Raw genomic sequence first — 20,075 nt, 5'->3', positions numbered from 1 at the left:
TTTTTACCACACACTGCCCATTTGGTTTGATAGGTATCAGGTTCTCTGGGTACAGGTTTCCAACCTTCATACATATGCTTGATTTCGAGCGATCCCTCAAAGAACATATTCAAGAAGCTTTTCCAACTGTTCATACCTTGTTTTCGATCACCATTCAATACAAACTCAATCTTCTCAGAAAAAAGGCTAATTAATCGCTCTCTACTCTTCTCGTCATCTTTTGCTAAATCATAGTAGTGAAAATAATCTTCTAAAATCTTCATCGTGCGCAATTCCATTCGTGCTGTATATGTGTATTCATCCTTATGAGAAGGTTATTGCAATTTTTCCAACAGCATGGTGGGTTTCGCTTAAAGCGTGTGCATCATATAAGCCTTTTTGCGAAAAAGGAAACGTCGCTCCCACTACCGATCTTACTTTCTTTTGCTCCAACAGGTCGGCAATTTCCTGCAGTTGCTGTCCGTTGGGCTCCAGCCATATATTTTTGGCCGTTACGTTGTACTCCTTTACCAGCTCTTCGTCAAAATTGCTCACAATGGATATGATCCGTCCAGTGCCCCTTTTCATTACCTTAAAGCTATTCTTCTGAACATCCCCGCCCATCGTATCGAACACCACGTCCACATCAGATAAAACTTCCTCAAAACGAGTTGTGTGATAGTCAATGATTTGGTCGGCTCCCAATGAAGCAAGCAATTCATGATTACGCTCACTGGCTGTAGTAATGACATAGGCTCCGGCTTGTTTGGCAAACTGAATAGCAAACATACCTACGCCACCTGCACCTGCGTGGATTAATACTTTTTCCCCTTTAGTCAGTTGACCATGTGTAAAAAGCGCCTGCCAAGCAGTCAACCCCGCCAAAGGTACAGAAGCGGCTTCCTCCCAAGAAATTGAGGCAGGTTTACGCGCCAACAGGTGATCATCCACCAAGGTATACTCGGCATAAGTACCGAACCGTGTGGTGTCCGGGCGTGCAAACACTTCATCTCCCACTTTCCAATCGGTGACCTCGCTGCCTACTTCCGAAATAGTGCCGGCTACATCCCAGCCTAAAATAATCGGGAACTCCCAATCCATCATTTGTTTTAAGTAACCTTCACGCAACTTCCAGTCAATTGGGTTGATGGAGGTAGCCGCCACTTTGACTACAACCTGATGAGCCAGTGGTGTAGGAGTAGGCACTTCTCTTTCTTTCAATTCATCCTTGCTTCCATACTGATCTATAACGATGGCTTTCATATTCATTTCCTCCTCACATTTATATATTCTTCACATTGTTGGACATACGCTGTAGTACATCTGTCAAAGCCACAATTTCCTCATCTGTAAACTTACATAGCAGCTTTTCCTGGAAGGCTTGTCTTTGCTCTGACAAAACTTGCAGCTCTTGAACCCCTAATTCGGTCAAACGTATATAGGTCACACGCTTATCCTGCTCTTTTTTACTACGTAAAATCAGACCTTCCTCTTCCAGCCTTCGTAGATGTCGAGTCACTGCTGCACCATCCAGAACGAGCAGATGTTGGAGCTCTAGCTGGCTTAGTTCCTGACGATGGTCAATATGATACAAAATTTCAACCTTGGTAAAACTGGTTTTTAACTGTGCTTCAAAAGCGTTATTCATTTCTTTACACAAAAGATGCATGCGATAAAACAACTGACTTTTTTCAGAGCAATGTTCGATGACAAACCATCCTCCTAATACTTGACCTATCAATTGATATATCAAGTATTATACACCCTCACTAAAAATAAACAAGTCCTGAGACAAGTCTATATAGACAAATCCTACAATTCAAGAATACTCAAGCTAAACAAATAGCCTGAGCATTCTTGAATTGTAGTTAAGGTCATTCGATGAAACGATGAAATAGTCCATACATTACAGTGTATTCATAAATCCGATAATACGAGCCGCCATCCGCTCGTGGCCTGCCTGATTCGGGTGCAGGCCGTCAGGGATACCATTTTCCCCTGTAAAGTACATCTGTTTATGCACAGGCAACAGTGGTTGAATTCCAGCGATATTCCACAGATCGCAGCACGGGAAAGAATACAGTGAGGCCACTTCTCTCACGGCCTGTGCATACGCGCTATAGACTTGACCTGTGATAGCATTAGGCAGATGCTCAGGAACGGTATCACTTGATCCGTGAGGCGGGGTCAAAAAGACGATCAGCTTGTCCGGGTAACGGTTAATTAATCCTTCGGCAATATGCTTGAGCGCACCATAAAACGTACGCGTTTCTGTCGATGGCGTATCCAAGCTACCGAACGATATTTCTCCCATCGAAAAATCGTTTCTTCCCCCCATAAAAAAGATCACGTCCGCATGAGGGTTCATTTTCTCATAACGCTCACACATCGGTTCAAAGCCACCGCTGGCTACACTGCTGCCGGATATGCCATGATTCTCAAAAGTTTGGAATCCTAATACATCACTCACGAGGTGGGGGTATGGCTTTTCTCCATCACGTAATTCATATCCAAACGTAATACTATCGCCCAGGAATACGGCATGGCTACCTTGGTACTTGCCCTGATTATTTGTCAATCTAATTCCACTCCTACTCTATTAGATCGTATTATTGATTTCGATAAATTTATGTTCAATCGCTGTCATTTCGTGATTTGGCCGGGTTATTAAATATGTATCCATGTAGCCAAAGATTGGGGGAGCGGGCAAATAGGATGTTACTTTGAATTGCCGCGCCAGCCTTTTGGACATGAGGGTGATTCCCATTCCCATCAAGGAAAATTGTACCATCGTTTCAAACACACCAACCTCCACAACCTCGCCATGGGTCAATTGCATGTCCTGATACATCTTCTCTAAATACGTGAGGTACAGGCAGCCATCCGACAATATGATAATAGACGCTCCTTGGAGTACCTGTTTAAGATCCGAGCCTTCATGTATGCCTTTCCCCACCAGTACCAGTTCTTCACGGCATAATTTTTGATAATGAATATACGGGTTAGCGGGATACCCTGTAACAAAAGCAATATCGAGTTCGCCGTCGAGAATCAATCGTTCCATTCCCGTGGTGGTTCCGGTTTTTAATGTAACCGAAGCCTGCGGATACAGCTCATATACCTTCGTGAGCGCCCTCGTTGTTTCGCCCGCCACGATGGACTGCATGGTACCGATGCGCAGCTTTTCCTCCTGCGGTCTCATTTTCATCTCCGTGTCTTGCCACAGCAACAACATTTGCTTGAACTGAGCATATAAGATTTCTCCTGCAGGTGTCAGCTCCATACCCCGGGGCTTTCGGTAAAATAACGCTGTGCCGTAATGGGCCTCCAGCTTCTTTATTTTAGCCGTCATATTCGATTGCAGATGATTCAGCTTTTGGGCAGCTTCTGTCAGGCTTCTCAGCTCCGCCACCGAAACAAATGCCTGCATATTTTCAATATCCATCCCTTCACCTCCCATCAAATAAAATGATACCTATATCATAAACAAGCATTATTATTTATGAGTTAAGTGTATTATATTGACCTTGGACGCTACTTTCCACCCTCATTTAAAAATTAGGAGGTATGGCAACATGGTAATAAAGAAGATTCGTGCAGGTATCGTAGGAGGTTCGATGAATAATAAATGGGCTAGTCAAACGCATATTCCGGCGTTGCTCAAGCACTCAAACCTGGATATCACTGCCGTCGGTACCTCCCGTATGGAGAGTGCACGACAAAGTGCAGAAGAAGTAGGGGCGGCACTGGCTTTTGATGATGCCAAAAAGCTCGCAGCTTCCGAGGATGTGGACATGGTCGTGGTGAGCGTAAAAGTTCCCCATCATTATGAGGCGGTGATGGCGGCAATTCAAGAGAGAAAGCATATTTTTTGTGAATGGCCCTTGGGGGCAAACACTGCGGAAGCTGCTGAAATGGTCAAGGCGGCGGCACTGGCAGGCATTCATCATACCGTCGGCTTGCAGGCACGGCAGGATCTTGAAGTGCAAACGATGAAAAAATTGGTGGAGAGCGGAGAGATTGGTGAAATTCTATCCTGTCATATGCAAGTAGCTACTTCCGGCAAAGGTGGACAAGTAAATCAGGACACTGCTTATTTGCTGAACAGAGCCAATGGCGCTAATCTGCTGACGATTAACGGCGGGCATTCTCTGGATGCGCTGCAATACATCGTTGGCGAATTCCGCGAGCTATCGGCCATCACATCATCTCGCTATAACGAAGCCACTATTCAGGAAACGGGTGAAGTCATTTCCAAGGATACAGCCGATCAGATTCTGATTCACGGACTATTAGACAAGGGGGCGCCGATATCCGTTCACATTCAGGGCGGAGTGAATTCTAAGTTTGAGATAGAGATTCAGGGGAAAAAGGGTATTTTGCGATTGACACAGAATCCTTCGCTTGGGCATGTTCAATTTGGGAATCTGACGCTCGAAAAACTTGCGTACGATCCAAGCAGTACGCAGAGTCATGGTCCTAATGGGGCGTTTGAACAAATAAGTGTAACTGCTGAGCCTGATGACGGACTGGATTTTCCAAAACAAGGGGTAACCCTGAATGTAGCCAAGGCTCATCATGTATTTGCCGAGGATATTTTGACGGGCACCCGTCTCGCTCCTGATTTCAACCATGCCTTAAAGCTGCATCAGCTACTGGATCGCATCGAGGAATCGGCTGCAACCGGGAAAAAGATTGTATGGTAAGGTAGAATTATAAAAAAGAACATTCAGTACCACGATGATGTGGAATTGAATGTTCTTTATATTGTAATCAGTTAAAATCCTACTCCACTCGATGGTGGTAATGCAGTGGACCTTCCTCTAGAAAAATTACCTTTTTTTAATGAAGTCATGCATTCTCGACTTTTATCCTATCACCTTCAACCAAAATAACTTCCGCGTTGCTGATTGGATATAAATTTAATTGGCTGTCATATTCCTCAATGATGCTCTCCACCGCTTTTTTAAACGGGATGTTCGTATGGTGGGGGACTGGGTAGAATTCAATGATCCCGAGCGCAACAAAGGAATCCAAAGCAGGCGCTTCCTGCACATTGTCCATAAGTCGGGCATATTCGATATTCGGTGATAAAATCATCGAACCTGCCGATTCACCTATGTATAACTTCCCTGCATTAACTTCATCAGCAATGATTTTGTCAGCCCCGGTTCTTTTTAACTCTTGAAGTAAATAAAATGTGTTGCCTCCGGTAATATAAATATAGTCATTTTCTCTAATTTTACTCTCTATTTCATTCAATGGTGCTGTGCTGATTTCGATTTCATCCACGACTAATCCTAAATTCTCTAATGCTTTTTTCCCTGAATTCACATAAAACTTAACTTTCTCTGGAATACTCGCGGTTGGGATGAAGGTGACTTTTTTTCCTTCTAAGTTTTCACCAGCGAAATGGACTAAGCATGGTGCAACATCCTTAAATGAGGACGATAGAAATAATTTTTTCATCTCTTTATTCTCCTTAGAACAACGTTTAATGAAACGAGATATGTAACACTTTAATCTAGGTACATTATAAAATATATTAGTATCAAAACATGACACCATTAGAGCATGACATGAAAAAGAGGTGAACGTTTAATTTCATACTTGATTTAAACTATTTATAGCTTGAATCTAATAAAACCATATAAAAAAGGAGATACATTACCATTGAATAATATCTCCTTTTTTCAACTTCATATTCCGTTTTGCAACAACAAATGACTTCATATCCCGTCCTTGCTTGCCCCCGTAAAAAAGACTCCAACCGCATAGCGATATTTCGCCGATACGGAGGAGTCTTGATGTTGTATTGGTAAATCTCAAAAGGTTCGTGGTTACAGGGCGGGAGTTCCCGCGTTTATTCCCACTCAATAAATTCATTAAATTGCGTAGCGTCTTCTTGATCTATTTGAATAGTTTATTAAGATTTGAGATTACTTGATTTTCATTGAATAGATACTGGTTGGTTGCAATTTGGTTGCAAAATTCAATTTAACAATACGACTTTTTATAAAAAGGGTTGCCAAGTGTCTTACCTTTTGTTATATTGAAAAGGTAAGACACTTGTTTTCCGTAAACTCAAGTCTTCAAACATTACTAAAAGAAAGTGAGGGTGATATTTTTGAGAATCCAAATGCGATTAAGTAGACCTGCTGTAGTAGCCATGCAAGAATACAAAAAGATTAAATTTGCTGATCCTGATGCGAAAGTCACTAATGGATACTTGATAGGGATGGCATTCAAATCCATCAAACATGAGCTAACACAAATTGACTGGATAAAAACAAACTCAATCACAATTCCAAACGTTACAGAAAACAATGATGAATCTTTGGATAGTTTACAGACGGCTTTAAATATTGAAGCTTCCATTTTACAGGACATAGAAGAACTGCAAAGGGACTTCATGATTGTATTTGGAACAAAAAAAATGTTCAAACCTTTTGTAATAAAACTGATTCTGTTTGCTGCGATTTTAAAAGAGCAAAACATCCTTGTATTAAAGGAGGAAACTGACCTTGAATAATGATGACATTTTAGAAATTGTAATGAATCATAAGAACTTAAACAAAAATTTTGTTGACATTACTTCAAAAAAATCAATTGAGAAAATTCCTAACACATCAGACTTAATTCATATCGTAAGGGAATTTTATCAAATGAATTTATCGCGAATGAATCATGATTACGCTTGGCGAATCGCTGTTTCATACTTGAACAAATAAAAAATCAAAGGGAGAGTTAAAATGCCATTAAGAATAACTGATCTACGAATTGATCCGAAGTCTCTTGGAGAAACAATGCTTCTTGCAGATATTACACCAAGTTACGAGTTTAAAGACGGTGCCAGAACTGAAAAGTTAGAAGGGTATAGATACTCCGTTGTTCTTCCTGCTCACAAAATGGAGAAGTTAGGCGTAAAAGTTCTAAACAAGACACCTTTGATTGATATTGAAAAAGGGGAAGAAATCCCAATCGGTACACCTATCCAATTTACAAATTTAGAGGTAGGCTCTTACTTCTCAAAAACTCAGGGTGTAAGTGTCACAGCTAAAGCGGATAATGTCTCATTCGTTAACAATGCAAAATGAGAAAGGTTATAAAATTTAAGATAGTATCTTTGTTAGACAAAAAAACGATCAACTTTAGATTATATTGCTGTATCGTTGTTACACTCGGCATAATTTGGGGGTTTGGGGAACTTCGTACCCTTACCCTCAATTTTTTTCAATCTAACCTGTCTATATTATGGTTTGTACCTATGATGTATCTAATTTTCAAAGTGTGGAAATTTTATATTAAAAAACAAAAAACAATAAATAAAATCATCGAAAAAAGACTCCTTTTCTTCCTCAAATCAAACAACCTCTTCCAAACCGAAACAATAGAAAAATACGAAAACAACAAGATAATAAAAGAAAAAACAATTTATAATTCTGCTATCTTAGGCTACCTAGTCACGTCTGAAGAAATTACGATCAGAGCATTTAAACAAGGTGATATTTTTAGCGATAAAATGAATGAATTTGATACTTCCCTTTGCGCACTACTTGATTTACCACTTGAAAATAAAGTTGATACTATTAGCTATTGTGATTATATTTTCAGTCTCCACAAAGATAACCGAATTATTATCAAGGGTACAGAGCTCATATACAACATAACAACCCTGTTACCCCTAAGCAGTAATTTAAAATGGAATATTCTGAAACAGCCACACTTGCTTTTGGCAGGCGTTACGGGATCAGGCAAGACAACATTTTTAAACTACCTCATTATCGAAATGAAGAAGATGAATGCTGATATATATATCTGTGATCCAAAACGTTCTGACCTTGCGAGCCTCAAAAACATTCTTGGTACTGAATATGTGGCGAGCGATACAAACAACATTGCGAAGCTTTCAAGAATTGTTAAAGAAGCGATGGAAAACAGATTCATCAACTATAAAGAAAGTGCTGAAAATTTTGTATATGGCTATTCATTTGTAGATTACAACTTAAAACCTATATTTATTATTTTTGATGAGTTAGGAGCATTTCGCGCAAGTGCTGATAAAAAAATATTTGCTGAAACTATGGCAAACTTGACTGAAGTCATTTTGAAGGGGCGTGAAATGGGTGTATTTTGCGTTTTAAGCACTCAACAACCAAATGCCAACAACATACCTACAGAATTGCGTGACAATCTCTCTGTGCGGCTTGCAATGGGCAACATGAGTAGTGAAGCCTATAGAATGGTATTTGGTGAGGATATAAAAGACTTACAGTCTGTAAACACGATGGGAAGCGGATATATATATTTAGATGGTCTGGGATGGTCTAAGCCTAAATCATTTGAAGCACCATACTTAGACTATAAAGAATTTAATTTTGTAGAGGAGTTGAAAAAATATCAAAACAATACGCTACCAGAAAAAATGTAGACCTCAATTTTCTATTTTTACAGTTGCGAAGCAAACTGAACGGAGTGATAAAAATAGAAAATTGAGGTTTCACGAGCCTCGGCTCGTGTAGAAACTTAACTTGATATATAGAACAACATCTAGAGAATTTTTCTCTTTCATAGTTATGGATTGCGAGGACAACCTACCTTGAAAAAACAGTTTAGGAGTTACAATGTCAAAACCATTGAAACACCTACAACAATCGAGGTTTGGGAATATATAGATAACTCGGTCTTTTACACTGTCAATGTTGGCGACAAAGAGCCAATCAAATGTGATCAAGCTGACGATAGCACAACAAAAGTTGAAAAGTCTGCAAGTACACATTATGACGCTCTGAAACGCAAGCAAAAGCATTATGAGGAAATGCGTTGGTTTATTGCTCGTATTGTAGATTGCAATTTTGATGACAATACCAAATTTATGACACTTACTTTCAAGGAAAATGTCCAGGACATCAACTATACAAATTACGAATTCAATAAATTTATAAAAAGATTAAATTTTCATATATACCATGTCAAAAAACAACAATTAAAATACATAGCTATTTGGGAAAAACAAAAAAGAGGTGCAATACACTATCACATCGTCTTTTTTAGCCTTCCATTCATAAAAATTAATCAATTAAAACAAATATGGGGACATGGATTTGTAAAACTAAATAAAGTAGATGTAGACAGCAAAGATAACCGAGGACGATATATTAGTAAATATTTTTCAAAAGATATTGATATTAAAGAACATAAGCAAAAATCCTTTTTCAAATCCCAAAACCTGATTAAGCCAATAACAACGCGCATGACAAGACAGGAGTTATTTGACTTCTCAACTGAGAATGTGGTGTTCACAAAAGAATACACTCGAACACTTCCCTATTTGGGAGATGATCCAGATGTCGGGCTTAAGTATGGCTCCGTCAGGTACACAAAGATTAGAAAAGGAGTTCAAAATGCAGATGATAACAAAAGTTGAATTAGGTCAACTCGGGTTTGGTCCAAGCCAGTGTTCAGATATAATACGAAAAGCAAAACGACTTATGGTGAACAAAGGCTACGGATATTATTCTAACAGGAGACTTGGTTGTGTGCCGGTCGAAGCTATAGAAGAAATATTAGGCATTCGTTTAGTCTTTGAAAACAATGAGGTGCGCAACAATGCCTAAAATATCAAACATTTATCAAGATAAGAAAAGTGGGAAATGGTACTTTGTTGCCAACCTTGGCTATGATGAGCATGGAAAGCGTCTAAGACATTGGGGGCGTGGTTACACAACACAAAAGGAAGCAAAGAAAGCTTTTGACGAATACATGAGCAATCATTCTAAATCGGCGCTAATAACGAACAGCACAATGAGTTACCAAGAATTTTATGAAACATATTTCGAGCCAGATTACAAAAGAACAGTCAACCAGAGAACTTTTGATAATCGCATGTCCTCGATGAGATTGCATTTTTCTTATTTCTTCAAAAGAAAGCTTAAAGATATAAATGCTCCGATGCTAAAAAAGTGGCAAAACAAGCTTTCTGAACGTTACTCCAATGCCTATATTCGTAATGTATATGGTTTATTTCAGAAGAGTTTAGATTTGGCTGTAAAACTGGGATTACTACAAATGAATATCGCAAAACAAGTCGGCAACGTTAAAAAGAACAAGCAAAAGGTGGACTTCTGGACACGTGAAGAGTTTGAAAAGGTAATCGCAACTTTTGATACAACGGACTACTATGAGCACTACGCCTTTATAAGCATATGGCTCTTGTTCATGACAGGCTTACGCATTGGTGAGGCACAAGCTTTAGAATGGCAAAGCGACATAAATTTCATCGAAAAAACGCTGACTGTCAGCAAGTCTATGTATTATAAAAGTACCCAAGAATTTTACCTTACAGCACCAAAGACGCAAGCAGGAAACAGAATCATAGCCCTGGATGATGATACTATACGTTATTTAAAAGAATGGCAGGAGGTTCAAAGTAAAAACGTACCTTCTAGATATGTGTTGTCTTACAATGGATTTCCCACCAATAAACATGCTACAAAATATGCGATAGAACAACATGCCAAACTTGCAGGAGTTCATAAAATAAAAACTCATGCACTTAGGCACAGTCATGCTTCTCTACTGATCTCTTTGGGAGAAAATGCGCTTGTTGTAAGAGACCGATTAGGGCATGAGGATATTGAAACAACGCTGGGCACTTACGGGCATTTATATCCAAATACCAATAGAGCAGTGGCGGACAAACTCAGTAATCTTATAACCGTTGAGAAAAGCGAAAAAGCAAAACGAACTTTGACGTCCAATCAATTTATTAAACGATGATACGGAGGAAACTATATGGCGCATATCTACGCTATGAGTGATATACACGAGGAACTAGATCTGTTCAAAGAAACACTTAGTCTAGTCGATTTCAGTAAAACCAATCAATTAATTTTAGTAGGTGACTATGTAGACATTCATTCACAAAATTTAGAGATTCTATATTTCATCAAAGAACTACAAGAAAAACATCCAGCTCAAATTACTGTTATAGCAGGAAATCATGAGTTAATGTTACTGGAGGAGATTGATTCCAAAGCCAGTTTGCTCAATGATATTACTCTCATAAAATGGCTGAGAGACTTACCCTTTTACTATGAAACAGACAAACAAATATTCGTTCACGCAGGCATAGATGAAGAAGCAGAGGAACTTTGGAAATGGGGTTCTGAAGATTATTATTTCTGTAGCAAATATCCTCATACCACAGGGGCATTTTTTAAAGATATTATTGCAGGTCACATATCAACTTCTGAAATTGCAGGTGAAGTTGATTATCACAAAGTCTATTGGGACAAGCAAAGCCATTTTTATATTGACGGCGATACTCGTGTTAGCAAAGCAATACCTGTTCTAAAATATGATACAACTTCAGGAAATTACTCTGGGTTTGAAAAAATAAAACAAGATGAAGATAGCTTTGTGTGGCGAGAATACTTAATAAAACAAGGCGAATAAACTTGGTTTGGTTGCAAAATGGTTGCTCATAAATAAAAACAGAGCGTGAAAGCCCGTTAAATATAGGCTCTCACGCTCTTGCTGTCTATTCCCACTCAATCGTTGCTGGTGGTTTGGAGGTGATATCGTACACGATACGATTCACGTTATCCACTTCGTTTACGATACGTACCGAAATTTTCTCCAGCACATCCCAAGGGATACGTGCCCAGTCGGCGGTCATACCGTCGATGGAGGTTACTGCACGAATACCTACAGTGTAAGAATACGTACGAGCATCCCCCATAACGCCAACACTCTTCATATTCGGCAAAGCGGTAAAGTATTGCCAGATTTCCCGGTCCAGACCGGCTTTAGCAATCTCCTCGCGCAAAATGTAATCCGACTCACGAACAATCGTTAGCTTGTCCTCTGTCACTTCACCCAGCACACGAATGGCAAGACCCGGACCTGGGAATGGTTGACGCCATACAATCTCAGCTGGCAGTCCACATTCTTCGCCGACTTTACGCACTTCGTCCTTGAACAGGGCATTCAACGGTTCGATCAGCTTGAACTTCATGTTCTCCGGCAAACCACCCACATTATGATGGGATTTAATGGTCTGTGCCGTTGCTGTTCCGCTCTCTACAATATCCGTATACAGCGTACCTTGTGCCAGGAAAGTAAAATCGTCGAATTGAGAAGATTCTTCCTCGAACACATAGATAAACTCGTTACCGATGATTTTACGTTTTTGTTCTGGATCATCTACTCCTGCCAGCTTGGACAAGAAGCGCTCACGTGCGTCAATTTTGACAACTTTCATATCAAATTTACCAACGAACGTCTCCATTACACTTTCGGCTTCACCTTTGCGCAGCAATCCATGGTCAATGAACATACACGTCAGTTGGTCACCGATCGCTTTATGAATGAGCATCGCTACAACGGAAGAATCCACGCCACCGCTTAAGGCACACAATACTTTCTTGTCGCCTACCTGTTGACGAATCTCACGAATCTGATCTTCAATGAACGATTCCATCGTCCAGTTGCCTTCACAACCGCACACTTCATACAGGAAGTTGCTGATCATCTCGTTACCTTGAACGGAATGACGTACCTCTGGATGGAATTGCACCGCATACAGATTCCGCTCCAGGTTACTCATCGCGGCAATCGGCGCACTCTCTGTTCCTGCATCCAGTGTAAAGCCGGTTGGCAGATCTGTAACGTGATCCCCATGGCTCATCCATACGGTTTGACGAGAATCCAATCCTTTAGCCAAGCGGGCATCCTGATTGAATTGCACGTCTGCTTTACCATACTCACGCTTGCCCGCACGTTCTACCTTACCATCCAATTGGTGAGCCATCAGCTGCATGCCGTAACAAATACCAAAGATAGGGATGCCAAGATCATAAATTGCCCGATCCACCTGAGGAGCATTGTCTGTATATACGCTGGAAGGTCCACCTGAGAAAACAATCCCTTTTGGCGCCAGCTCTCTCAGCTTCTCCGCAGGCGTATTGTATGGAAGGAGCTCGCTATATACGCCGAGATCCCGAATTCTTCTTGCGATTAACTGGTTGTATTGTCCTCCAAAATCAAGAACTACAACGATTTCATTAGGCTTATTCATTACCGTGCCTCCCTCAATTGTTCGTTTCATTATACGCAACGATAAAACAAGACGTCAAGAAATCAAGCGGAGTTGAGTGGGCATGAAAAGATTGTTAAAATGAATTGATTCTAAAATACTCAATCTGTTCGTAGGAGTGTAAACGATGGATGTGCTGAAGTGGATCGCGCAATTGTTCGAAGAATACGGCTACGGCGTCCTTTTTTTCGGCTTGCTGCTTGAGTTTATTGCTTTACCATTTCCCGGGGAAACCACAATGGCTTATGCGGGATATCTCTCCTATGCCGGTACCTTGGATTTCGGTAAACTGGTGCTACTAGCTTTTCTGGGCACAACCCTCGGTATGACTATTACCTACTTTATTGGAAGATGGGCTGGACTCCCCTTTATTCAGAAATACGGTAAATGGGTTTTGTTATCGCCGGACAAGCTTCAGAAAACACAAAAATGGTTCCAACGATATGGATACTGGCTTATTTTCCTTGGATATTTCATCCCCGGTGTCAGGCATTTTACCGGTTATTTTGCCGGGATTATTGCTCTTTCTTTCCGTAAATTTGTCTTGTATGCTTACAGCGGCGCTTTATTCTGGGTCATCCTCTTTCTAAGCATCGGCAAGCTGTTTGGTCCCCAATGGGATGCCATTTTCCATTTGGTAGAGCTGTATGCGCTGCGAATTGCGGGAGTCGTTGGGTTCATAATCCTGCTGTATATGATTTACCGGTGGAGAAGCTTCCTGTTTAGCTCGCTACGCAAATCCGAAAAATCGGTGAAAACCAGCAACAAGGATGACATGAAGTAGTCAAACCCCGCGCCTCCAACCAAACCCAACATACGCGGCTCCATCATTTCAATCACCACCCCTGCTCCAAACATAGACAGTCCGATGATATCTTGGCTCCACGCCGTCAGCATGCCCAACAATGGACCCTGTAAATACAATGGGGTCTCCCGCATTATTAATGTATCCAGACAAATGTCCCCTTTCCCGCCAGCCAACTACCGCTTAATCCATAAGTAAAATCCCCAGCAACAAAAGACATACCAGTCCTCCCTTCACCGGAGCAAATCGTGAATGTCAAACTGTATTCGTTTCTATAATCGTCAAGGCATAAATTCATATATTCAGAGCATACTAAGCCAACAAACTCCAATATCGGAGGATTTTACGTATGCCAAATCAGAATAAAAGTTGTCCACTTACTCATGTGTCCTCGAACTTGAAGGATAATGTAAACCATATTGAAAACTCCTTTGGAAACAGCGGAGATGTAATCATTAAAGAGCTATTATGGATGCAAAAATGGCCAGCAGCTTTGTTTTATATCGATGGTCTGATTAACACTCAATTGCTCCATGATTCCGTTCTGCGTTCATTAATGCGGGTAAACGAACATCATGTACCGGAGGGTGCGGAACCGTTCGACTATTTAAAGGATCAAGTATTAATTGCAGGTAACTCAGGTAGTGTGGACGAAATGGATGCCTTATTCAACCAGATGCTATCTGGCGGTATTATCATTTTGCTGGACGGATACGCAAAGGGCATATGGATTGATGCGGTCGGTTGGGAGGATCGCAGTGTTAGCGAACCCCAATCCCAAAGTGTCGTACGGGGTCCAATGGAGGCTTTTACCGAAAATTTACGTACCAATACCGCTCTAATTCGTAGGCGAATCCGCGATCCGCGCCTGTGGATGGAAACAAGACAGATCGGTCAAGTCACTCATACCAATGTGTCCGTGATGTATATCAAAGGAATTGCTGACGAAGGGGTTATTCAGGAACTGAGAGAACGTTTGGACCGAATTGATATTGACGGAATTTTGGAAGGGGGTTACATCGAAGAGGAAATTCAGGATGAATCCTTCACTCCGTTTCCCACCATTTATAATAGCGAGCGCCCGGATTCGGTCGCTGCCAGCCTGTTGGAGGGGCGGATTGCTATCTTGGTGGACGGGACACCCTTTGTTCTGTTGATTCCTGCGCTATTCGTGCAATTTTTCCAGTCGGCAGAGGATTATTACCAACGTGCTGATATCAGCACATTGCTGCGTTTGCTGCGTTTCTTTTCCTTTTTTATCGCTTTGCTTGCACCAGCAGTTTATATCGCGGTAACTACCTTTCATCAAGAGATGATTCCTACAAACTTATTGGTCAGTCTCGCTGCACAAAGGGAAGGCGTACCGTTTCCAGCCTTTGTCGAGGCGATGCTCATGGAAATTACTTATGAAATTTTGCGTGAAGCAGGAGTCCGAATTCCGAGGACAGTCGGACAGGCTGTATCTATTGTAGGCACACTGGTCATTGGGCAAGCAGCCGTGGATGCGGGGGTTGTCTCGGCGGCTATGGTCATTATCGTGTCAATCACCGCCATCTCCAGCTATGTTATTCCAGAAAACGGCCTGTCGATAGCGGTTCGTATTATACGCTTTGCCTTAATGATGCTAGCCGCAGCCTTTGGACTTCTTGGAATATTGATGGGGTTAATCGTAGTTTTGCTGCACTTGACCAGTCTGAGATCGTTTGGAGTATCTTACATGAGTCCGTTTGGCCCCTATGTGGAAAGCGATATGAAAGATACGCTGTTTCGCTTACCCTGGCCTCATATGAAGAAACGTCCTCAATCCATCTCTATCCAAAATACGATCCGCCAAAAAACGAAAAAAAGACGGATCGGCAATAAATCAAAAACCAGAAGGGATCAACCATGAAGCAGACCATACATTTGTTCTTTGTCTGGGGCCTGATTGCATTACTGTTAGGTGGTTGCTGGGATCGCCAAGAATTAAATGAGTTGGGCATAGCTATTGGGATCGGGGTGGATATGGAAGGAGACCAGTATCAGGTAACCGCTCAGGTGGTCATTCCTTCTGCTGTAGCTTCCAAATCTTCACCAAGTGCAGGCTCTCCAGTCGTTACTTATCAGGCCACTGCGCCCACGATTCAAGAGGCCATTGAAAAAATGACAAATACAAGTCCGCGCTCCATTTATTTATCTCATATTCGTATGCTGATTTTAGGTGAGGAGTATGCGAGAAAAGGAATTGCTGATGCGATTGAAGCCATGATGCGAGAGCCTTTTACAAGAAGTGACTTTTATATTGCGATAGCCAAGAATAACAAGGCTTCTACGATGTTAAAGATCCCCACTCCATTGGAAAAGTTGCCGGCAAATAAATTATTTGCTTCGTTAGATACCTTAACCAAAACCTGGGCTCCTGCCACCAAAGTAACCATGGATCAACTTCTTAGCAATCTGGTTAATCCCGACATCCAGTCCACTCTACCCGCTTTAGAAGCTGTGGGGGATATAGAGTCGTCCAATGAAAAAGGTATGGATGCTACCAAAAGCATATCGCCTGGAACCATATTGCGGTTTTCGGGTAATGGTGTATTCAAAAAAGACCGATTGCTGGGATGGATCAATGACCAAGACAGTAAAGGGCTCAGTTACATCAGAGATAAAGTGGAGTCTACAACGGGACACACCGATTGTCAGGGTGGGGGTAACATTGCCCTATTAACCTTGAGTAGCGACACTCAAAAAAAAGTAATCATTCGTGATGGAGAACCTGTTATCTCAGTATCAGTTACCAACAACAGCACAGTACGAGAAGTCAACTGCCAGCATATGAAGCTAGACAGTATAGCTGATATTAAAGAAATTGAAGCCGCAAGCAATGAAAAAATTGTTGAAATTATGAAGCATTCCGTAGAGACCGTTCGGCATGAGTTTAAGACAGACATTTTCGGCTTTGGTCAGCTGATCCACCAGTCCAAACCTGAGCTTTGGAAAAGACTAAAAGAACAAAAGGAAAATCCATTTATGGACTTACAGATTGAATATAAGGCACAAACGAAGATTAAAAAAATTGGTTCCTTGTTTGAATCATTCCAAAAACAAATGAAGGAGTGAGCTGGGTGGAGGAGAAAGGGCGTATCGGCATCAGAAATATAGCCGTACTCGTATTTTTGAGTATTATCGGAGACTGCGTATTGGTGTATCCCTCCCTCATTACAAGCATATCCAAGCAGGATGCCTGGATCAGCTCATTTCTAAGTATCCCAGCAGGATTGGCTGTATTACTGCTACTCCTGCGGGTACATCAGCTATATCCTGATCTCACCTTTATTCAACTCTGCCAGCGAATTTTGGGGCCATGGCTAGGCTCCCTCATCTCGTTATGGTATTTGTTCCATTTATTAATGAATTCCGCGATTTATTTAAGAGAGGTCGGGGATTTTATGAACAGCCAGACCTATGTGATGACGCCTCTGCCTGTTATCAATTTACTCTTAATTCTTGCGCTTATGTGGGGAATGTATATGGGATTGGAGCCTATTGCGCGTACGGCTCAAATCTTATTTCCATTATGCTTGGCTTTCACTTTGTTTTTAATTCTGTGCTTGCTTCCCCAATGTGAAAGTCAGCAACTTAAGCCTATGATCGAGCAAGGTATTCCCAAGATTATGGAAGGAAGCCTATTTGCACTATCCTATCCATTCGGAGAATTAGCTTTTTTACTCATGATTTTTCCTTATGTGAGCAAAAAACCGGGTCTAAAAAAATCGGTTTTGCTAGCTGGACTTGCTGCCAGCATTCTGTTAAGCGTACTACTCCTGGTTTCTCTCATGGTTCTAGGCCCTTTTGTAACCGAACATAGTGTGTATACCTCTTATACGCTATCTAAAAAAATCAACATAGGAGATTTCTTGCAGAGAGTTGAATCTATGATGAGCATAGCCTGGATTATCACTACCTTTGTTAAAACCATTTTACACTTCTATGCCTTTACCTTAGGAATGACTCAGCTACTGCGATTAGACAATGTACGGACCTTTCTGGGCCCTAGCTTTATGATCCTGTTTGGTCTGATTATCGTGTCGGCACCCAACATTACTTATTATCTGGATACGATCGTCCACGCTTGGATTTATTGGGATTTGACGGATTCCGTTGTCCTACCTTTGCTGCTGCTTATCGTGTACAAGTTGAGATCGAAAGGCAATCATAGCCTGGGACCTGGTTGACCCTCACTCTTAACGAAAGGAGCCTTAACATGTTAATTACCACTATCATTATCTGTTTCGCTCTCGCCATTGCTGCCAAAGATTTTCCAGGCTTGTACCGAAAGCATCGCTTTAAGGATATGTTCGTGTACATCGTTATGCTCGGATTAGGCACATGGCTTAGTATTCTTGCTGCCAAATTAGAGGTTACGCCAAGTCCGCTGATACTGATAGAGATCATCTATAACCCTGTTAACGCTTTTATTTCACATGTATTTGGCTTTTAGAAGGGAGGCAGCCACAAATGTCAAAAAAAGAACGTATCAGTGTTCGGCAAGTGACTGTCCTTATGTTTATGTGTTTAATCGGGGATATGCTCTTAATTTATCCGACTATGATTACACATATTGCTCATCAGGATGCCTGGATCAGCTCTATACTGTCCATACCGTTAGGTTTAATTATTATTTACGTGCTCCTTCGTGTTCATGAACTCTACCCGGGCCTTACACTTATTGAAGCGATCCGTAAAATTTTCGGGCCTGTATTCGGAACCATTGTCTCCTGCTGGTATTTGTTTTATTTTTTAATGAACACCGCTCTTATTGCTAGAGAGGTAGGCGATTACCTGACTACCCAGTTATTTGCACAAACCCCTCTGCGTGTCCTGCTCGTTATGGGAATATCCCTAATGGTGCTTACTGCGCTAATGGGAATTGAAGCTTTCGGTCGTGTTAGCGAGATACTATTACCAGCATATATATTAATCTTCTCTGGTCTGATCCTTGCACTCCTGCCACAAATTCAGCTTTCTAATGTACGGCCTGTTTTGGAAAACGGGTTAGCTCCTGTTGCTAAAGGAATGGTTCCAGGCGTGGCTATGCCTTTTGCCGAAATGTCCATTATGCTCATGGTTTTTCCTTATGTAAACAAAAAAGCCCATTTTAAAAAGGACATGTTGCTCACCTCTCTTATAGGCGGATTCCTGATTAGCGTGTTTCTGCTTCTCTCTCTCCTTGTCGTTGGTCCCTTTGTGACCAATTATAGTCCATACATTTCTTCTGCGCTCACAACAAAGATTAACGAGCTCAATTATATTACACGAGTTGAATCGTTAGTAACTTTAACCTGGGCACTTGCTGCCTATTTCAAAGGTGTCCTTTTCTTTTACGCGTTTACTTTCGGAACAACCCAGCTATTCCGAATTTCTAATATCCGCCCCTTTGTTATCCCCGCAGGAGCGCTTGTGTTTGGTATGACCATTTTGATAACCCCAAATGTGTTTTATTATGTAAGAACTCTTGTTTATCCCATGGCTACCTGGCATTATACAAACGGCTTGATCATTCCGCTTGTTTTATGGGGTGTTTATCTCTGCAAGCAAAAATGGAAGCAACGACAGAATGTATCTAAAAATTAGAAAAACCTTTTGAAACCGATGCTTAAAGAAAGCATAATCCGATTCCAAAAGGTTTTTTTGTTCTTCACTTACGCCATATCAATGAATGTATGCCAGCGCAGCATCAATATGCCCTTTTACTCTTAAACCACGCCATTCATGAACTAAAATTCCATTTTCATCAATAAGGAACGTAGACCGAACAATGCCCATGTACTGCTTGCCGTACATCTGTTTTTGCTGCCATACACCATACGTCTCAGCGACCTGATGCTCTTCATCAGATAACAACTGAAAAGGGAGTCCGTACTTGGCAATAAACTTGTCATGCTGCTTGAGAGGGTCAGGGCTTATCCCCAGAATCACCGTGTTCAAGCCTTCAAACTCCGTATGTTTATCCCGAAAGTCACAAGCCTGGGTCGAGCAGCTAGAGGTCAAATCCTTGGGATAGAAATACAGCAATACCCTACTGCCTCGATAATCAGACAGCTTGACACTCTTTCCTTCACTCCCAGGCAATTCAAAATCCGGTGCCGCTTGCCCAATAACGGTAAATGCCGCGGACATCTCATCATCTCCTATCTTGTGGGGGTTCTTATGTGA

The 20,075-nt window shown here is 41.3% G+C and carries 23 protein-coding genes (1 of these 23 running past the window's edge); 15 read left to right on the top strand and 8 right to left on the bottom strand.

Features of this window, described 5'->3' with window-relative positions:
- The 5 genes from MKY16_RS04215 to MKY16_RS04195 form a co-directional block, all read right to left on the bottom strand.
- Positions 1 to 263: the 5' portion of a nuclear transport factor 2 family protein gene (locus MKY16_RS04215; protein ID WP_220027006.1), read on the bottom strand. 127 nt of this gene lie to the left of the window's left edge; the window shows 263 of its 390 coding nt (coding positions 1-263); the start codon lies at positions 261 to 263; its stop codon lies beyond the left edge, outside the window.
- Between the two features lie 40 nt (positions 264 to 303).
- Positions 304 to 1,242 (bottom strand): NADP-dependent oxidoreductase, encoded by a 939-nt coding sequence (locus tag MKY16_RS04210; RefSeq protein WP_029515744.1) that lies wholly within the window; start codon positions 1,240 to 1,242, stop codon positions 304 to 306.
- 19 nt (positions 1,243 to 1,261) lie between these two features.
- Positions 1,262 to 1,732, bottom strand: coding sequence for a MarR family winged helix-turn-helix transcriptional regulator (locus MKY16_RS04205; RefSeq protein WP_039270704.1), 471 nt, complete (start codon positions 1,730 to 1,732; stop codon positions 1,262 to 1,264).
- A 153-nt stretch (positions 1,733 to 1,885) separates the two neighbouring features.
- Positions 1,886 to 2,557 carry an SGNH/GDSL hydrolase family protein gene (locus MKY16_RS04200; protein ID WP_069011295.1) on the bottom strand — a complete coding sequence of 224 codons (672 nt, stop codon included), beginning with the start codon at positions 2,555 to 2,557 and terminating at the stop codon, positions 1,886 to 1,888.
- 21 nt (positions 2,558 to 2,578) lie between these two features.
- A complete protein-coding gene (locus MKY16_RS04195; RefSeq protein WP_340954256.1) occupies positions 2,579 to 3,424 on the bottom strand; it encodes a LysR family transcriptional regulator in 846 nt (281 codons plus the stop codon).
- 130 nt (positions 3,425 to 3,554) lie between these two features.
- Between MKY16_RS04195 and MKY16_RS04190 the strand changes: the two genes are divergently transcribed.
- Positions 3,555 to 4,685 (top strand): Gfo/Idh/MocA family protein, encoded by a 1,131-nt coding sequence (locus MKY16_RS04190; RefSeq protein ID WP_209949439.1) that lies wholly within the window; start codon positions 3,555 to 3,557, stop codon positions 4,683 to 4,685.
- Positions 4,686 to 4,830: 145 nt separating this feature from the next.
- Here the strand turns inward: MKY16_RS04190 and MKY16_RS04185 are convergent, their stop codons facing one another.
- The gene (locus tag MKY16_RS04185) at positions 4,831 to 5,448 is read right to left on the bottom strand and encodes a peptidase E (RefSeq protein ID WP_340931322.1); all 618 of its coding nucleotides are present in this window, start codon (positions 5,446 to 5,448) and stop codon (positions 4,831 to 4,833) included.
- Positions 5,449 to 6,106: 658 nt separating this feature from the next.
- Here MKY16_RS04185 and MKY16_RS04180 point away from each other — a divergent pair.
- The 8 genes from MKY16_RS04180 to MKY16_RS04145 all read left to right on the top strand — a co-directional run bounded on the left by MKY16_RS04180 (position 6,107) and on the right by MKY16_RS04145 (position 11,436).
- On the top strand, positions 6,107 to 6,511 hold the full coding sequence (locus tag MKY16_RS04180; RefSeq protein ID WP_340954251.1) for a hypothetical protein: 405 nt from the start codon (positions 6,107 to 6,109) through the stop codon (positions 6,509 to 6,511).
- Positions 6,504 to 6,710 (top strand): hypothetical protein, encoded by a 207-nt coding sequence (locus MKY16_RS04175; RefSeq protein ID WP_340954248.1) that lies wholly within the window; start codon positions 6,504 to 6,506, stop codon positions 6,708 to 6,710. Before MKY16_RS04180 ends, MKY16_RS04175 begins: the two co-directional genes overlap by 8 nt.
- Before the next feature lie 21 nt (positions 6,711 to 6,731).
- A complete protein-coding gene (locus MKY16_RS04170) occupies positions 6,732 to 7,076 on the top strand; it encodes a hypothetical protein (RefSeq protein WP_340954247.1) in 345 nt (114 codons plus the stop codon).
- A gap of 170 nt (positions 7,077 to 7,246) precedes the next feature.
- Entirely contained in the window at positions 7,247 to 8,410 is a 1,164-nt protein-coding gene (locus MKY16_RS04165) for an FtsK/SpoIIIE domain-containing protein (RefSeq protein WP_340954244.1), read from the top strand.
- A 168-nt stretch (positions 8,411 to 8,578) separates the two neighbouring features.
- A complete protein-coding gene (locus MKY16_RS04160; RefSeq protein WP_340954242.1) occupies positions 8,579 to 9,406 on the top strand; it encodes a rolling circle replication-associated protein in 828 nt (275 codons plus the stop codon).
- Positions 9,384 to 9,596, top strand: coding sequence for a DUF3173 domain-containing protein (locus MKY16_RS04155; RefSeq protein ID WP_340954239.1), 213 nt, complete (start codon positions 9,384 to 9,386; stop codon positions 9,594 to 9,596). The genes MKY16_RS04160 and MKY16_RS04155 overlap by 23 nt, the downstream gene beginning before the upstream one ends.
- Positions 9,589 to 10,758 (top strand): tyrosine-type recombinase/integrase, encoded by a 1,170-nt coding sequence (locus MKY16_RS04150; RefSeq protein ID WP_340954236.1) that lies wholly within the window; start codon positions 9,589 to 9,591, stop codon positions 10,756 to 10,758. The genes MKY16_RS04155 and MKY16_RS04150 overlap by 8 nt, the downstream gene beginning before the upstream one ends.
- Before the next feature lie 15 nt (positions 10,759 to 10,773).
- Complete coding sequence (locus MKY16_RS04145) at positions 10,774 to 11,436, top strand: metallophosphoesterase (protein ID WP_340954234.1); 663 nt, start codon at positions 10,774 to 10,776, stop codon at positions 11,434 to 11,436.
- A gap of 85 nt (positions 11,437 to 11,521) precedes the next feature.
- On the opposite strand, the gene guaA is transcribed toward MKY16_RS04145, so the two are convergent.
- Positions 11,522 to 13,060, bottom strand: coding sequence for a glutamine-hydrolyzing GMP synthase (gene guaA, locus MKY16_RS04140; RefSeq protein WP_013308777.1), 1,539 nt, complete (start codon positions 13,058 to 13,060; stop codon positions 11,522 to 11,524).
- Between the two features lie 145 nt (positions 13,061 to 13,205).
- Here guaA and MKY16_RS04135 point away from each other — a divergent pair, with 145 nt between their 5' ends.
- The 6 genes from MKY16_RS04135 to MKY16_RS04110 all read left to right on the top strand — a co-directional run bounded on the left by MKY16_RS04135 (position 13,206) and on the right by MKY16_RS04110 (position 19,493).
- Positions 13,206 to 13,862 carry a DedA family protein gene (locus tag MKY16_RS04135; RefSeq protein WP_340954232.1) on the top strand — a complete coding sequence of 219 codons (657 nt, stop codon included), beginning with the start codon at positions 13,206 to 13,208 and terminating at the stop codon, positions 13,860 to 13,862.
- Positions 13,863 to 14,232: 370 nt separating this feature from the next.
- Positions 14,233 to 15,774 carry a spore germination protein gene (locus MKY16_RS04130; protein ID WP_340954230.1) on the top strand — a complete coding sequence of 514 codons (1,542 nt, stop codon included), beginning with the start codon at positions 14,233 to 14,235 and terminating at the stop codon, positions 15,772 to 15,774.
- A complete protein-coding gene (locus tag MKY16_RS04125; protein WP_340954227.1) occupies positions 15,771 to 16,979 on the top strand; it encodes a Ger(x)C family spore germination protein in 1,209 nt (402 codons plus the stop codon). The genes MKY16_RS04130 and MKY16_RS04125 overlap by 4 nt, the downstream gene beginning before the upstream one ends.
- A 5-nt stretch (positions 16,980 to 16,984) precedes the next feature.
- Entirely contained in the window at positions 16,985 to 18,094 is a 1,110-nt protein-coding gene (locus tag MKY16_RS04120; protein WP_340954224.1) for a GerAB/ArcD/ProY family transporter, read from the top strand.
- A 29-nt stretch (positions 18,095 to 18,123) separates the two neighbouring features.
- Positions 18,124 to 18,360, top strand: coding sequence for a hypothetical protein (locus MKY16_RS04115; protein WP_340954221.1), 237 nt, complete (start codon positions 18,124 to 18,126; stop codon positions 18,358 to 18,360).
- A gap of 17 nt (positions 18,361 to 18,377) precedes the next feature.
- Positions 18,378 to 19,493, top strand: a complete 1,116-nt coding sequence (locus tag MKY16_RS04110) for a GerAB/ArcD/ProY family transporter (RefSeq protein WP_340954218.1) — start codon at positions 18,378 to 18,380, stop codon at positions 19,491 to 19,493.
- Positions 19,494 to 19,571: 78 nt separating this feature from the next.
- On the opposite strand, the gene bcp is transcribed toward MKY16_RS04110, so the two are convergent.
- Entirely contained in the window at positions 19,572 to 20,039 is a 468-nt protein-coding gene (gene bcp / locus MKY16_RS04105; protein ID WP_340954215.1) for a thioredoxin-dependent thiol peroxidase, read from the bottom strand.
- Between the last annotated feature and the right edge of the window lie 36 nt (positions 20,040 to 20,075).

This window comes from Paenibacillus sp. FSL L8-0641 (genome assembly GCF_038006265.1).
Classification (GTDB): domain Bacteria; phylum Bacillota; class Bacilli; order Paenibacillales; family Paenibacillaceae; genus Paenibacillus; species Paenibacillus polymyxa_D.
Note: the sequence above shows the minus strand (reverse complement) of the source record. Positions and strands in the feature narration are given on the sequence as shown.

What these genes read in the sequence shown, in the direction of transcription:
- MKY16_RS04210 (WP_029515744.1), bottom strand. Translation starts at nt 1,242, where the DNA reads ATGAAAGCCATCGTTATAGATCAGTATGGAAGCAAGGATGAATTGAAA.
- MKY16_RS04195 (WP_340954256.1), bottom strand. Translation starts at nt 3,424, where the DNA reads ATGGATATTGAAAATATGCAGGCATTTGTTTCGGTGGCGGAGCTGAGA.
- MKY16_RS04190 (WP_209949439.1), top strand. Translation starts at nt 3,555, where the DNA reads ATGGTAATAAAGAAGATTCGTGCAGGTATCGTAGGAGGTTCGATGAAT.
- MKY16_RS04185 (WP_340931322.1), bottom strand. Translation starts at nt 5,448, where the DNA reads ATGAAAAAATTATTTCTATCGTCCTCATTTAAGGATGTTGCACCATGC.
- MKY16_RS04170 (WP_340954247.1), top strand. Translation starts at nt 6,732, where the DNA reads ATGCCATTAAGAATAACTGATCTACGAATTGATCCGAAGTCTCTTGGA.
- MKY16_RS04165 (WP_340954244.1), top strand. Translation starts at nt 7,247, where the DNA reads ATGATGTATCTAATTTTCAAAGTGTGGAAATTTTATATTAAAAAACAA.
- MKY16_RS04155 (WP_340954239.1), top strand. Translation starts at nt 9,384, where the DNA reads ATGCAGATGATAACAAAAGTTGAATTAGGTCAACTCGGGTTTGGTCCA.
- MKY16_RS04150 (WP_340954236.1), top strand. Translation starts at nt 9,589, where the DNA reads ATGCCTAAAATATCAAACATTTATCAAGATAAGAAAAGTGGGAAATGG.
- MKY16_RS04145 (WP_340954234.1), top strand. Translation starts at nt 10,774, where the DNA reads ATGGCGCATATCTACGCTATGAGTGATATACACGAGGAACTAGATCTG.
- guaA (WP_013308777.1), bottom strand. Translation starts at nt 13,060, where the DNA reads ATGAATAAGCCTAATGAAATCGTTGTAGTTCTTGATTTTGGAGGACAA.
- MKY16_RS04135 (WP_340954232.1), top strand. Translation starts at nt 13,206, where the DNA reads ATGGATGTGCTGAAGTGGATCGCGCAATTGTTCGAAGAATACGGCTAC.
- MKY16_RS04130 (WP_340954230.1), top strand. Translation starts at nt 14,233, where the DNA reads ATGCCAAATCAGAATAAAAGTTGTCCACTTACTCATGTGTCCTCGAAC.
- MKY16_RS04125 (WP_340954227.1), top strand. Translation starts at nt 15,771, where the DNA reads ATGAAGCAGACCATACATTTGTTCTTTGTCTGGGGCCTGATTGCATTA.
- MKY16_RS04115 (WP_340954221.1), top strand. Translation starts at nt 18,124, where the DNA reads ATGTTAATTACCACTATCATTATCTGTTTCGCTCTCGCCATTGCTGCC.
- MKY16_RS04110 (WP_340954218.1), top strand. Translation starts at nt 18,378, where the DNA reads ATGTCAAAAAAAGAACGTATCAGTGTTCGGCAAGTGACTGTCCTTATG.
- bcp (WP_340954215.1), bottom strand. Translation starts at nt 20,039, where the DNA reads ATGTCCGCGGCATTTACCGTTATTGGGCAAGCGGCACCGGATTTTGAA.